At 69.1% G+C, this 13,190-nt stretch carries 9 protein-coding genes; 5 read left to right on the top strand and 4 right to left on the bottom strand.

The features are described from left to right. Nucleotides 1-101 precede the first annotated feature (101 nt). Complete coding sequence (locus VT85_RS24780) at nt 102-2,012, bottom strand: M61 family metallopeptidase (protein WP_082858883.1); 1,911 nt, start codon at nt 2,010-2,012, stop codon at nt 102-104. A 375-nt stretch (nt 2,013-2,387) separates the two neighbouring features. Between VT85_RS24780 and VT85_RS24775 the strand changes: the two genes are divergently transcribed. The 3 genes from VT85_RS24775 to VT85_RS24765 all read left to right on the top strand — a co-directional run bounded on the left by VT85_RS24775 (nt 2,388) and on the right by VT85_RS24765 (nt 4,410). Beyond that, the gene (locus VT85_RS24775; RefSeq protein WP_068420897.1) at nt 2,388-3,458 is read left to right on the top strand and encodes a DUF1559 domain-containing protein; all 1,071 of its coding nucleotides are present in this window, start codon (nt 2,388-2,390) and stop codon (nt 3,456-3,458) included. Between the two features lie 101 nt (nt 3,459-3,559). Next, nucleotides 3,560-3,787 carry a hypothetical protein gene (locus VT85_RS24770; protein WP_068420895.1) on the top strand — a complete coding sequence of 76 codons (228 nt, stop codon included), beginning with the start codon at nt 3,560-3,562 and terminating at the stop codon, nt 3,785-3,787. 209 nt (nt 3,788-3,996) lie between these two features. Continuing rightward, on the top strand, nt 3,997-4,410 hold the full coding sequence (locus VT85_RS24765) for a hypothetical protein (protein WP_068420893.1): 414 nt from the start codon (nt 3,997-3,999) through the stop codon (nt 4,408-4,410). Nucleotides 4,411-4,481: 71 nt separating this feature from the next. Here the strand turns inward: VT85_RS24765 and VT85_RS24760 are convergent, their stop codons facing one another. Both VT85_RS24760 and VT85_RS24755 read right to left on the bottom strand, forming a co-directional pair. Then, nucleotides 4,482-5,504, bottom strand: coding sequence for a DUF1559 domain-containing protein (locus VT85_RS24760; protein ID WP_068420891.1), 1,023 nt, complete (start codon nt 5,502-5,504; stop codon nt 4,482-4,484). Between the two features lie 211 nt (nt 5,505-5,715). Next, on the bottom strand, nt 5,716-7,179 hold the full coding sequence (locus VT85_RS24755) for a hypothetical protein (protein ID WP_197490994.1): 1,464 nt from the start codon (nt 7,177-7,179) through the stop codon (nt 5,716-5,718). 297 nt (nt 7,180-7,476) lie between these two features. Between VT85_RS24755 and VT85_RS24750 the strand changes: the two genes are divergently transcribed. Both VT85_RS24750 and VT85_RS24745 read left to right on the top strand, forming a co-directional pair. Next, complete coding sequence (locus VT85_RS24750) at nt 7,477-8,817, top strand: alkaline phosphatase family protein (RefSeq protein ID WP_068420889.1); 1,341 nt, start codon at nt 7,477-7,479, stop codon at nt 8,815-8,817. Between the two features lie 215 nt (nt 8,818-9,032). Then, nucleotides 9,033-11,423 carry a beta-L-arabinofuranosidase domain-containing protein gene (locus tag VT85_RS24745; RefSeq protein WP_068420887.1) on the top strand — a complete coding sequence of 797 codons (2,391 nt, stop codon included), beginning with the start codon at nt 9,033-9,035 and terminating at the stop codon, nt 11,421-11,423. Between the two features lie 75 nt (nt 11,424-11,498). On the opposite strand, the gene VT85_RS24740 is transcribed toward VT85_RS24745, so the two are convergent. After that, nucleotides 11,499-13,148 (bottom strand): hypothetical protein, encoded by a 1,650-nt coding sequence (locus VT85_RS24740; RefSeq protein ID WP_068420885.1) that lies wholly within the window; start codon nt 13,146-13,148, stop codon nt 11,499-11,501. Nucleotides 13,149-13,190 lie beyond the last annotated feature (42 nt).

Here is a 13,190-nt window from a genome sequence, read left to right as displayed (position 1 = left end):
GGCCGCCACCATTCTAGGCCCCGGCGGCGGCTCTTGCGACTCTGATGATGGTCCCCCTCATCCGGCCTTCGGCCGGCTGCTTCGACCGGAGGGGGCTGGGGTTACTCGCCGAGCCAGGTTTTGCGGTGGGCTTTCTGGGCGTCGGTCGGGTCGGGGATCAGTTCCATCGTCCAGACGCGGGGGGGCTCCTGGCCGAGGACGACGTCGAGGCGCTGGAAGCGGTCGCGGCGGGCGATGAGGATGGAGAGCTTGTCGCCGGGCCGGAAGGCTTCGAGCCGCTTGGACCATTGCGAGGGGGGGATGCGGTCGTCGCCGACGCCGAGGATCTCGTCGCCGACGTTGAAGCCGGCGTCGAAGCCGGGGGTCTCGCGGCGGACGTGGGCGACGATCAGGCGGCCGTCCTCGGTCTTGGTGGTCAGGCCCAGCCAGGCCTTGGCGGGCTTGTCCTTGTCTTTCTCGTTCTCCTTGTCGGCGTCGGATTTCTTCTCGGGCCTGTCCTTGGCGAAGCGGAGGCCGAACCAGTCGCAGGCCCGGGCGTAGTCGAGTTCGTCGGTGGTCCGCAGGGCGCGATGGAAGAACTCGGACAGGTCGGTCCCGGCGACCTCGGCGGCCGTCTTCTGGAACTCCTCGGAGGTGAAGCCCTTGTCGCCGGAGTACCGCGAGTAGGCCAGCCGCATCGCGTCGTCGAGGCTCTTGGCGTCGTTGGTGGCGCGGCGGATCTCGGCGTCGAGCAGGAAGGCGACGACGGCGCCTTTCACGTAGTAGCTGACCTGGGTGTTGGGGGTGTTCTCGTCGCGGCGGTAGAACTTGATCCAGGTGTCGTAGGACGACTCCTCCAGCGACTGCACGAGGCGTCCGGGCGTGGTCTGGAGCCGTTCGACGTCGTTGATCGTCCGGTCTTCCCCGGCCGAGGGGGGGTCGCCCGCCAGGTATTCGGCGAGGCTGCAGAGCCCGGCCCGGCGGACCATCAGGCGGTCGTAATAGCTGGTGGTCCCCTCGGCGACCCAGAGGCTCGGCGTGTGGACCTCGTTCTCGTAGTCGAACGGGCCCAGTTCCACCGGCCGCATCCGCTTGACGTTCCAGGTGTGGAAGAACTCGTGGGCCACGAGGTTCAGCCAGGCGAGGTAGGCGGAACGGGTCCGGGTGGCCCATCGGCTGGCCATCAGGACGGTCGAGTTCTTGTGCTCCAGGCCGCCGCCGGACTCGCCCAGGATGTTGAAGAAGACGTAGCGGTCGTAGGGGAGCGAGCCCCAGAACGCCTTCTCGGCGCGGACGATCGCCTCGACGTCGCGGGCCGATCGCGGGCCGTCCCACAGGCCCCCCTCGCCCTCGTTCAGGAGGACGTGGGGGACGCCGTCGACGGTGAATTCGTAGAGCGCCGGATTGCCCGCGTAGATCGGGCTGTCGACCAGCGCGTCGAAGTCGGCGGCGACGTAGTGGTGGGGCTTGCCCCCCGGCGCGGCGGGGAGGGCCGTCACGCTCTGCTTCCAGCCCGGCGCCGGATCGACGACGACCTCGTGGGGCCGGGCGACGCCGTCGGCGAGGGTGACGAACGTCGCCGCGCCCTGGAGCATGGCGAAGGCGGAGTCGATCCAGTTCGCCTGCACGGCCATCGTCCGGCCGTAGACCCGATACGCCACCACGACCTCGTCGGCCCCGCCGGTCGTGATCTTCCAGCGGTTCTTCCGGCTCTTGACGGCCTCCAGGGCCGAGCCGTCGGGCTTGCGGGCGGCGAAGCCCTCGATCCCCCGGGCGTATTCCCGGACCAGGTACGAACCCGGGGTCCAGACCGGCATCATCAGCTCGACGTCGGCCTTGCCGGCGGCGGGGATGCGGGCCTCGACCTCGACGTAATGGGTCTGGGGGGCGGGGAACCGCACGGAATAACGGATCGGCTCGGTGGCGGACGCGGGGGCGGGGGCGGGCGCGTCCGAGGCCGCGGCGGGGAGCGTCGTCATGAGGCACCAGAGGAACAAGGTGGACGGATGGGGTCGCCGTCGGATCGGATTCATGCCAACCTCGCTGTCGTTGCGGTCGTCTCCCCGAGGCGGTCGCGGGCTCGCGGGTCCCGCGATTCTAAGGCCTGCGAGGCCCGCGGGGAACCCGTCGGACACGGCCTGCTCGCCAGGCCGCACGCGCGCCGACCGGGACGTCCTAATGAACTCGGGCGTGTGGGGTCTTGACTCTCGGCGTGCCCATGGCTCATCCTCATTCATTCCGAATCTAGAGCTTCGGATATGACGATTGAAGCGAGTCGATGCGGACGATCCCGATCGGGACGTCGGCTTGCGAATCGCACCACATCGCATGACGTCCCATCTCGTCCGGTCGGTCACTTCTCCCCGACTCGCATTGCGAGCCTGCGTCTTCGCAGCGGAGGTTCCTTCATGTCTACTCGTGGCGCGCGCGGCTTCACGCTGATCGAACTCCTCGTGGTCATCGCCATCATCGCCGTGTTGATCGCCTTGCTGCTGCCGGCCGTGCAGGCGGCGCGCGAGGCCGCCCGTCGTTCCCAGTGCATCAACAACCTGAAGCAGATCGGGCTGGGGATGCACAACTACCACAGCACCACCAACACCTTCCCCCAGGGGGCGTCGAAGAACGCCAAGGACTGGCCGGGGGACAGCGACCTGATCTGGGCGTCGTGGGGCGCCAACGCGCTCTTGCTCCCCTACCTGGAGCAGACGGCGCTCTACTCGGCGGCCAATTTCTCGTGGGGCATCAACCCCTACGGCGACCCGTGCTACCAGGTCAACAGTACGGTGGCCAATACGCGCCTGAGCGCGTTCATGTGCCCCTCGGACGGCAACGCCGGGCGACCGAACCTCAACAACTATTACGCCTCGGTGGGGACGACGACCGACTTCATGACCAACGACTGCTGGGGAGGCATCAATCCCAACTGCAAGCCGACCGGCAGCACGGGCGTCTTCACCTACTTCATGACCTATGGGATGGCCGACATCCCCGACGGCACGTCCAACACCATCGCCTATTCCGAGTCGCTGACCGGCAAGGACAACGTCGGCAATGGTCATCGCGGCAACAGCACGCGAGGCGTCTCCGATCCCGGCATCGTCATGTATAACGCCGCGACCCGCCCCGACCTGATCGCCAGGGGCTTGCAGAATTGCGCCGACGCCTTCAAGAACAGCCTGAACATCGCCAGCAACAAGGGCCAACTCTGGGGCTTCGGCGCCCGGGCGTACTCGCTCTTCCAGACGATCCAGACGCCGAACGACGGCCAGTACCGGTTCGGCTCCTGCCAGTTCGGCTGCGAAGGCTGCGGGCTCGACCAGTCCTGGACCGTCGGCGCCCAGAGCAACCACTCGGGAGGCGTCAACGTCCTCTTCGCCGACGGCTCGGTGAAGTTCGTCAAGGACTCCGTCTCCCGGCCGACCTGGTACGCCCTGGGGAGTCGCGACGGCGGCGAGACCGTCGGTTCCGACGCCTACTGAGCCGTCGTCGCGCCACCACGCGCCATCACCCCGCGACGGCCCGGCCGCTCCCGAACCGACCCTCGGCGCGGGCCGTCGCACCACCCGAATCGAGGTTGTGCATGCGAGCTTTCCGAATCGTCCCGGCCTCCGCCCTCATCGTCGCGCTTTCCGGCGTCCTGGCCGTGCTCCCCGGCTGCGACGGCGCCGACGGGGAGCAGGGCGCCCCCATCAAGCAGGAAGAGGCCGCCAGCCAGGGCCAGGCGTACCGCGAATTCGCCAAGACCAAGAAACAGGGGAAGATGCCCCCCCAGGCCACCCCGAAGCCGGAAGCCGGGGCCACCCCCTGAGCCCGCCGCCCGAACCCGGCCCCTCTCACCCGCGGCGGCCCTCCTCTCGGGGAGGTCCGCCGTTTTTGATGCGCGGCGAGACTCGCGACGCTCGACTCGGCTCATAAAAGCCGGACGCCCGGTGCATCTGGGAAAATGCGAAGCCTATACTACATGGGCAAGGTGAGCTGTCGGTTTTCTTGATTCGAGCACCTGGAGAGGAAGCACCTATGTTGAAGTCATCGCTGTTCGCGCTGGGGATGCTGGCGGGCCTCGCGGCGGCGTCGGCGCGAGTCTCGGCGCAAGAGCCGGTCGCGGCGTCGACTCCCTGCCCCTGCGGCGCGACGGCCGTCGGCGGCGTCGGCGTCGGCTCGCCCGTCGCGGCCCCATTCCAGGGGACGCTCGACGGGTTGGCGAGCCCCGTCGTCCCGGGCGCGCCGACGAACGCGCAGTCGGGCCCGATCCATCCTTACAGCTACTACATCGACTTCCCCAACCCGGCGCGGACCTACGTCCCGTACGGCCCGAACGACACCTTCACCTACCAGGGCCGGGCGTACGGTCACGCCTACGACCGCTGGACCTGGTCGGCCATGTCGAACGCCTCGCCGGGGCTGGGCCGCTACTATCAGCTCCTGCACTGACGGTTCGCCGCGTCCCGCGGGAACGGCCGAGTCGGGGAGCGTCCTCGACCGCCCCTCCCCGCGGGGCCGCGTCAGTACGAGTCCGCCGAGACCACCTCGCCGCCGGCGACGCTCCCCAGCGCGCGCCAGGTCCAGCCGTTGATCGAGTCCTTGACGAACCGGACGGAGCCGTCGGCCAGGAGGGCGTTGACGCCCCCGGGGTGGTAGCTCCGGGCGGTGACGGCGGCGAACGAGGGCCGCCCGAGCTTCTCGCGGCTGCAATTGATGTCGAGGTCGGCGTAAATCTTGTTCGGGCCGCCGGGGATCTTCTTGTTGGGGGGCCAGGCGGTGGTGAAGCCGTTGTGGTGGACGCCCGACTCGAACCACTGCGTGCGGCCCTCGTCAACCCGGACGGTGCAGCCGCCGAGGTATTCCGGCAGGACGGCGTAGGGGTCGGCGTCGGGCGCGGGGACGTTGTTCGGGTCGTTGACGAGGCTGAACGTCGGGCAGTCGCGATAGTACGTCAGGTAGGCTTTCCCCTCGGACATCAGGAGCGTGTTGCTGGTGCCGTCGGCGAACTCCGCGAGGCTCCGGCTCTGGTTGACGCCGAAGGCGGTCCGGTTCCTCATCGGGCTGGCGATCCCTCCCCAGACGAACCAGTCGCCGCCGCAGTACGCGTAGTTGGCGACCCCGTAGGCCCCGCCCGACGTCGGGCGGACGGTCGGCTTGTTCTCGCTCGGGCAGATCAAGAACGGGATCACGACGGCCGTCGCCGTGGTGTTCATCGGCGTCTGCATGTCGACCGCGAAGTTGCAGTTGGCGTACAGGTTGCCCTGCTCCGAGAACGCCAGGACCCGCGAGTGGGCGCCCCACGAGTTCGTCCAGGTCACGGTCGTCCCCTTCCCGGAGATCGCCAGGGTCATCGGCAAGGCCCCCAGGGCGCTGATGTAATTCTGCAGCGCCAGGCCCATCTGCTTGAGATTGTTCGTGCACTGGATCCGCCTCGCGGCCTCGCGCGCCGCCTGCACGGCCGGCAGCAGCAAGGCGATCAGCACGGCGATGATCGCGATCACGACCAGCAATTCGATCAGCGTGAAACCTCGGCGACGCTTCATGGACGGACCTCGGGAAGGGATGGCGTGCGGCGAACCTTGGGATCGCCAACGCAATCACCGCGCCGAGGCTGCGAGATACCCCAAAACCTTTTCAGGTCGAAGGTTGCGTCTGGGGCCGACAAGGCGGATCGAGGCGGCGGCGGCGGAAAATCATCCGTTCGCGGCGGAAAATCGACCGCCGCCGCCGAATCCAGGGTGCGGGGGGTCGTCGTCAAGGGGTGGGCGTGGTTTCCAGGCCGGCGAACAGGTCGAGGAGCGTGGCGACGATCTTGGGGGCGGCCTCGGGCTCGACGTAATTCACCCCCATCCAGGTCTCGTAGCCGCCCAGCGGGAAGTGTCGGGGCGTGGGGAGATAGCCGTAGCAGCCGTTGGCCAGCTCGATCGTGAACGTCGCCTTGAACGGGCTCCTGGCCTTGATCTCCAGGCCGGTCTCGGTGAAGACCTCGAAGGGAATCGCGGCGATCCCGAGGTCGCCGATGCGGAAGGCCTGGAGCCGCGCCGAGACCTCGTCGGGGGCGTCGACCAGGTCGAGCGTGCGCTGGGCGAAGAAGCGCTCCAGCCCGTGGTGCTTGGGGGCGTCTTCGGGCTTCGCCAGGACCTTGCGGGCGTAGTCGATCTGCTCGGGGGTCGGCCTGCGCGTCTTGAGGGGAAGTTCGCGGGCGGCGGCGGCCAGAAGGGCCCAATCGCGGAACTCGACGCCCTGGTAAGCCTCGGCGACCCGCCCGGCCAGGTCGTCGGCGACGGCGGTCAACTTCTCATAAGCGGCGGGGGGCGTGGCGGGCGGGGGGCCCTGCACGTCGATGTTGTTGACGTCGCCGCTGGTGCCGTTGGAGAGCACGCCCACGAACGGCGGGTCGTGGAGCGGGTCGGCGCCGAGCCGCTCGCCGAGCTTCCGCGCGAAGACCGCGAAGTAGTCGGCCGAGATGTGCCCGGACGGCACGCCGCCGACGTAGTGCAGCGAGTAATTGGCCAGCAGCGCGATCGGCCGGCCGTCGGGGGCCCGCACGGCGAAGAACGCGACCTGCGGGTCGGTCGGCCCGGCCGGTTCGAGGATCTTGGGATTGCCCCCCGGGTTCATCAGGGCGAGCTCCACGCCGCCGAACGGGTCGTTCACGGTCTCGCCCGGCTTCAGGAGCCAGCGACGGTTGAACAGGTGCTCGGGCGCGTCGACGGACCCCCAGCCGATCTTCGCCGGGGCGAGGTTGCCGGCGGCCAGCCGGATCGCGTCGGCCATGCGACGGCTCAGGAACTTCTGGTACTCGGAAAGCTCGAGGTCGGGCTTGAGGAAGTGGTCCGACCGGCCGCTGGTGCCCGAGTGCGTGTGCGTCGCGGACCCCAGGATGTTCGCCTCCGGGATGCCCGTCTTCTCCGAGGCGAGCTTGCGGGCCGCGTCGAAGACCTCGCGCGAGACGCCGACGCTGTCGACGACCACGAAGGCCAGGCGGGTCGCGCCGTCGTCGAGCACCAGGGCCCTGGCATGGAGCGGGTCGTGGACGTAGGCGGCCGGGGGCGTGCCGAAGTTGCCGACGATGGGTTCGTCCAGGAACGGCGTCACATCGATGATCGCCGCTCCGGCGCGGAAGCTCCGTTCCGCGGCCTGGGCCTCACCGCCGGAAGCCGCCGGGGCGAGCGCCGCGATCGCCGCAAAGATCCGAATAAGCCGATGTGTTTTCATGGTCCCGCCAGGATGAAAAGTCGGTGATCCGCCCCGCGACCCCTCGACGGGCCGCGGCCGCCCCCGATGAGACGCCGCGCGAGCCCGCCTGTCAACACGCCAGCCCCGCCGTCGCGGGGGGCCGTCGGGCGCGGAAAGCTCGTCGAGACGTATGAAGTTTTCGAGAGACCCCCCCCGTGTGGGGGCCCGAGGGGTTTATCGGGGGTCGCGGGGGCTGTACCCTTGCGAGAGGGCGGGCGTCTCGCCGCCGCCGAATCGGATCGACGCTGCAAAGCTTGAAAAGGAGAACGTGTTTCCATGTTGCGATTCTTGGGCCTCGCGGCCTTGGCGCTGGCGACGGTCGGCCGGGCTTCGGCCGATTCCGACCGCCACGTCGTGGTCATCTCGCTGGACGGCTTCCCGGCGTGGTACCTGGACGACCCCGAGGTCTCGCTGCCGGTGATCCGCGGTCTCCGCGACGCCGGAGCCTCGACGGCCGAGGGGATGCACGTCTCCAATCCGTCGGTGACCTGGCCCAACCACACGACCCTGATGACGGGCGTCCGGCCTGAGAAGCACGGGGTCCTCTACAACGGCGTCCCCAAGCGGACGGCGGGCGCCCCCACAGTCGTCGATCCCCGGAAGACGCAGCAGGAACTGGTCCGCGTCCCCCTGCTGTTCGACATCATCAAGCCCAACGGGTTGACCTCGGCCGCCGTCAACTGGCCGTGCACCGCGGGTTCGGAGAGCCTCGACTCCAACTGGCCGGACGTGCCCAACGCCCTTGAGCACACCACGCCCCGGCTCAAGGATGAACTGGTGAAGGCCGGCCTGACCGAGAAGTTCGAGCGCGGCGGCGGCGGGGGCCGCGATGAAGCCTGGACCGAAGCCGCCGCCATGCTGATCCGCGAGCGCAAGCCCAACCTCCTGGCCTTGCACCTCCTCGAACTCGATTCGACCCACCACCAGCACGGGCCGAACACGCCCCAGGGCCGCGCCGTGGCAGGCAAGCTCGACGCCCTGGTCGGCAAGGTCGTGCAGGCGATCGACGACGCCGGGCTCCGCGACAAGACCACGGTGTTCGTCCTCGCCGACCACGGCTTCATCGCCAACTCGAAGACCCTCCGCCCCAACGCCATCCTCCGCAAGGAAGGGCTGCTGACCATGGACGGCGACAAGGTCGCCTCGGCTCGGGCCTTCGTCGTCCCCGAGGGGGGCATCGGCATGGTCTACCTGACCGACCCGGCCACCAGGGACGAGGACCGCAAGACCGTCCGCCGGCTGTTCGAAGGCGCCGAGGGCGTCGCGGCCGTGATCGACCCCGAGGACTTCCCCCGCTACGGGCTGCCGAAGCCCGAAGACCATTCGGGGATGGCCGACGTGATCATCGCCGCGAAGGAAGGCTACGGAGTCGGCGGCGCGGTCAATGGCGACGCGTTCGTCCAGGAGCACTCCCAGAAGGGGACCCACGGCTACCTCTCGACCGAGCCCAACATGAACGCCCTGTTCGTCGTCTCGGGCGCGGGGATCAAGCCCGGCGCGAAGCTGCCGACCGTCGAGAACGTCGACGTCGCCCCCACCGTCGCCCACCTGCTGGGCGCCCCGCTGGAGGACGCGACCGGCCGCGTGCTGTCCGAGTTCCTCTCCGAATCGAAGTAAGCCGACGACGCCGCGACGCCCGTCCCCCGGCCGACGAGGAACGGGGCGGGCGATCGATGGGGCCGAGGACGGGGCGGGGGTGTCGCCGTGGACGGCCTCAGGATATCGTCGATGTCGGGGACCGCATCGGGGCGCTGATCGCGCCTGGGCGGACCCTTTCGTGCGCGCGACCGACGCGACCCACGGACGACGAATTCTGATCAAGGAACATCCTCATGGCGAAATTCTGGCCGCGCGCCCTGATCGGTTGCGCGTTGATCGGCCTGGGGGCCGGCTCGTCTCCGGGAGCGGAGCCGCCGCTTGTCAAGCTGAAGGGGGTCCCGTTCACCGACGTGGAGATCCGCGACGGCTTCTGGGGCCCTCGTCGCGAGACGAACCGGACGGCCTCGGTCCCGATGAGCCTCGCACGGCTCAAGGAATACGGCAACTTCGACGACCTCGTCCTGGCCGCGAACCGCGCCAAGGAGGGCTATCGCGGGCCGATCTTCATCGATTCCGACCTCTACAAGGCCCTCGAAGCCGCCTCGTACTCGCTGGCGACCCACCCCGACCCGGCGCTCGACAAGGCGCTCGACGAGGCGATCGCCCTGATCGCCGCGGCGCAGCTTCCGGACGGCTATCTCAGCACCTGGTACATCGTCAACGACCTGGATCGCCGCTGGACCAACCTGCGCGATAATCACGAGCTGTATTGCGCGGGCCATTTGTTCGAAGCGGCCGTCGCCCATCACCGCGCGACCGGCAAGACCACGTTCCTGGACGTCGCGCGCAAGCTGGCCGATCACATCGACGCCACGTTCGGCCCCGGCAAGCGGATGGGATACCCCGGCCATCCCGAGATCGAGCTGGCCCTGATCAAGCTGGGCGACGCCACCGGCGAGGCGCGGTATCACGACCTCGCCCGCTTCTTCGTGGCGAATCGCGGCAGCCGCTTCTTCGCCGTCGAGCACGGCCAGGACCCGGCGAAGTACGACGGGGCCTACTTCCAGGACGACGTCCCGATCCGCGACCACAAGAACATCAAGGGCCACGCCGTCCGCGCGTGCTATCTGATGAGCGGCGCCACCGACGTCGCCGCCCGCACGGGAGACGCCGCCCTGCTGAAGATGCTGGACCACGTCTGGCGCAATACCACTGAGAAGAATATGTACGTCACCGGCGGCATCGGGTCGAGCGCCGCCAACGAGGGATTCACGGAGAACTACGACCTCCCCAATCGCACCGCGTATCAGGAGACCTGCGCGTCGATCGCGCTGGCGCAATGGGCGCATCGGCTCGGGCTCCTCTACGGCGACTCGCGGTATGCGGACGTGTACGAGCGATCGCTCTACAACGGCGTGCTGGCGGGCGTCTCGCTCGACGGCAAGAAATTCTTCTATGTGAATCCGCTGGAGAGCGACGGCGGCCACCACCGTTCCGACTGGTTCGGCTGCGCCTGCTGCCCGCCGAACGTGACTCGCACGCTGGCCTCGCTGGGGGGGTACGCCTATGCGATCGACGCCGACGCCCTCTGGATCAACCTCTACATCCAGGGGTCGGTCAAGGCGGCGTTCAACGGCCATGACGTGAAGGTGGACGTGGAGACCGACTACCCCTGGGACGGCAAGGTCACGATCCGGCCCCAGGTCGACGCGGCGACGACCTTCGCGTTCCGGCTCCGCGTCCCCGGCTGGTGTCGGGGGGCGGCGGTGGCCGTCAACGGCGAGCCGGTCTCGTCGCCGCCGATCGAGCGCGGCTACTTCGTGGTGAGTCGGACGTGGAAGGACGGCGACGTCGTCACGCTCGACCTCCCCATGCCCGTCCGCCGCGTCGCCGCGAATCCGAACGTCAAGAACGACGAGGGCCTGCTGGCGATCCAGCGCGGGCCGGTCGTCTACTGCCTGGAAGGGGTCGACCACGAGGCCGACCTGGCGACGCTGTATCTTCCGCGCGACGCCGAGCTGGCGCCCGAAAAGGCCCCCGACCTCCTGGGGGGCGTGGTCGTCCTGAAGGGGACCGCGAAGAGCGTGCCCGAGACGAACTGGGATCGCACGCTCTATCAGGCCGCCCCCGACGCCGCGCCGGTCCCGATCCGGGCCGTCCCGTACTACGCCTGGGACAACCGCAAGCCCGGCCCCATGAAGGTCTGGCTCCCCACCGAGCCCAGGCCGACGATCGCCGGCCCCGGCGAACGCGGGGCGCGGGTGTCGATGTCGTTCGTCAGCTCCAACTGCCAGCCCGAGGCCGTCCGCGACGGAATCGAGCCCAAAAGCAGCGGCGAGCAGCCCCAGGCCAACTGCCACTGGTGGCCGCGCAAGGGGACCGAGGAATGGGTCCAGTACGACTGGCCCGGCCCCCGGACGATCCAGGGCGTGCGGGTTTACTGGTTCGACGACGAGGGCCGGGGCGAGTGCCGCGTCCCCGCCTCGTGGCGGATCGAGTATCGCGACGGCGAGACCTGGAAGCCCGTCGCCGCCGAGTCCCCCTACGGCGTCGCCAGGGACGGCTGGAACGCCGTCGCCTTCGCCCCCGTCTCCACCGACGCCCTTCGCATGGTCGTCAAGCTCCAGGACGGCTGGGCCGCCGGCGTCCACGAGTGGAAGGTCGACCAGGCCGAGGACGACTGACGACCTCGCGAAGCCGGCCCGCCCCGGCCCCCCGCTCGGCGAGGGCAGGGGCGGAGGCTCGGCTCGGGTGGATGGTCATCGATCCGGCGGCGCGGTCCCCGTCAGCTTGTAGATGGCTCGCCACTTGGGGGTGTCGAGCTGGTCGACGTCCTCGCTCAGTCCCCAGCAGCCGTAGCGGCTGGCGGCGCTGATGTGGGCGAAGTACATATAAAGATCGCCGCCGCGGTCGAACCAGTTGTCGACGGCGTCGTGGAGCAGCAGCGACTCCATGGCGGGGAGGCGGTTGGCGAGGATCCGATTGCCGACGTTGGTCGGGTCGCCGCCGCCGACGTCGGGGCCGATCTCGTACTGGAAGTGCTTCACGCCGTAGCGATCGGCGATCTCGCGGATCTTCATGCGATGGGCGAGGTTGGCGTCGGAGCTGGCGCGCATCGCCGCGACGAGCTGCTCGGGGCTGGCGTCCTTGGCGGCCTTGCCCACGTTGTAGTAAGAGGCGTCGGCGAGGGCGTGGAAGTGCTCGCGGGGCTCGCCGTAGGTCGCCTTCACCCAGTCGAGGACGTCGGCGTAGTGGGCCTTCGGGGAGATCGCCCACGAGGCGTAGACCGGGAGGATGCGGTCGGCCTGGTCCGCGCCGAAGGTCTCGCGGAAGGTCCGGCCGATCTCGACGAGACGTTTGGCGTGCCGCCGGTGGGCCCACGCCTCCTGGTCCTTCGAGCCGTCGGCGTTCAGGGGCGAGCCTCCTCGCTCGACCTCGTCGATCGCCGCGAGCTTGTTGTAGATGTACTGCGGGAAGCCGAAATTCCAGACCTCGTTCGAGTGCTCGACGTAGAGCTTCAGCCCCGGCTTCAATTCGGCCTTGAGGAACTTCGCCAGCTCGCGGACATAGCCGTCGGTCGCGGCGACGGGGACGTTGATCCAGAGGTCCTTGCCGGTCTCGTTCGCCAGGGCGGCGATGTACTCCCAGGCCACGCCGTACTTGCCGTCGGACGTGCCGGCCTGGGTCGCGTAGTCGGCCGGGCGGCGGTCGGCCCATTCGAGCGCGTGGCGGCCGGCGTCGCCGTAGAAGCCGGGGTTGTGGTTGGTCTCCAGCCAGTCCATGTAGCGAAGCACGGCGAAGGGCCGCAGGCTGCGGAGGAACTCGTTCGTGAAGACCTGCTTCGCATCGGCCGGGTAGCCGGGCCGGATGATGCGGAGGGCCGTGATCCCGGAGCCTTCCGGGGCCTCCGCGTCGCGCCGGGTCTTCGTGAAGGAGACGACCAGGATGCCGCACTCCCTGGGGACGACGATCCGACCCGTGGTGGTGTTGGACGGCTCGTCATACTTGACCATTTCGACGCGGCAGCCGGGGCCTTCGGCGACGGCGACTTCGGCGCGGCCGTGGAAGGCGAACGGATAGGGGCCGCTCCAGTCGGGCTGGTAGGCCTCGGGGTCGTCGATCGGCGGAGCCCAGGCGAAGACCGGGCGGATGTCGAACAGGACGGTTCGCGCGTCGGTCGTCGGCCAGCCTTTCGCGTCGGTCGGCGCGGGGCCTTCGCCCTGGATCTTCGTCCATCCGCGGAGGGTCCGGGCCAGGTCCACGAACGGCCGCGCGCGACCGCCGTCGCCCACCCCGTCCAGTTCCACGCCGACCTTCTTCGCATGCGGCGCCGATTGCGCCCGCGCGTCCACCGCCGCGACCGCCGCGACCGCCAGCCCCGCCGCGATCCAACGCCAAGACTTCGTCATATCCGTCGGTCCTCAGCTTCCCCGGTTTCCCTCGCGTCGATT

The sequence above is a fragment of the Planctomyces sp. SH-PL62 genome, from assembly GCF_001610895.1.
GTDB lineage: Bacteria > Planctomycetota > Planctomycetia > Isosphaerales > Isosphaeraceae > Paludisphaera.
Note: the sequence above shows the minus strand (reverse complement) of the source record. Positions and strands in the feature narration are given on the sequence as shown.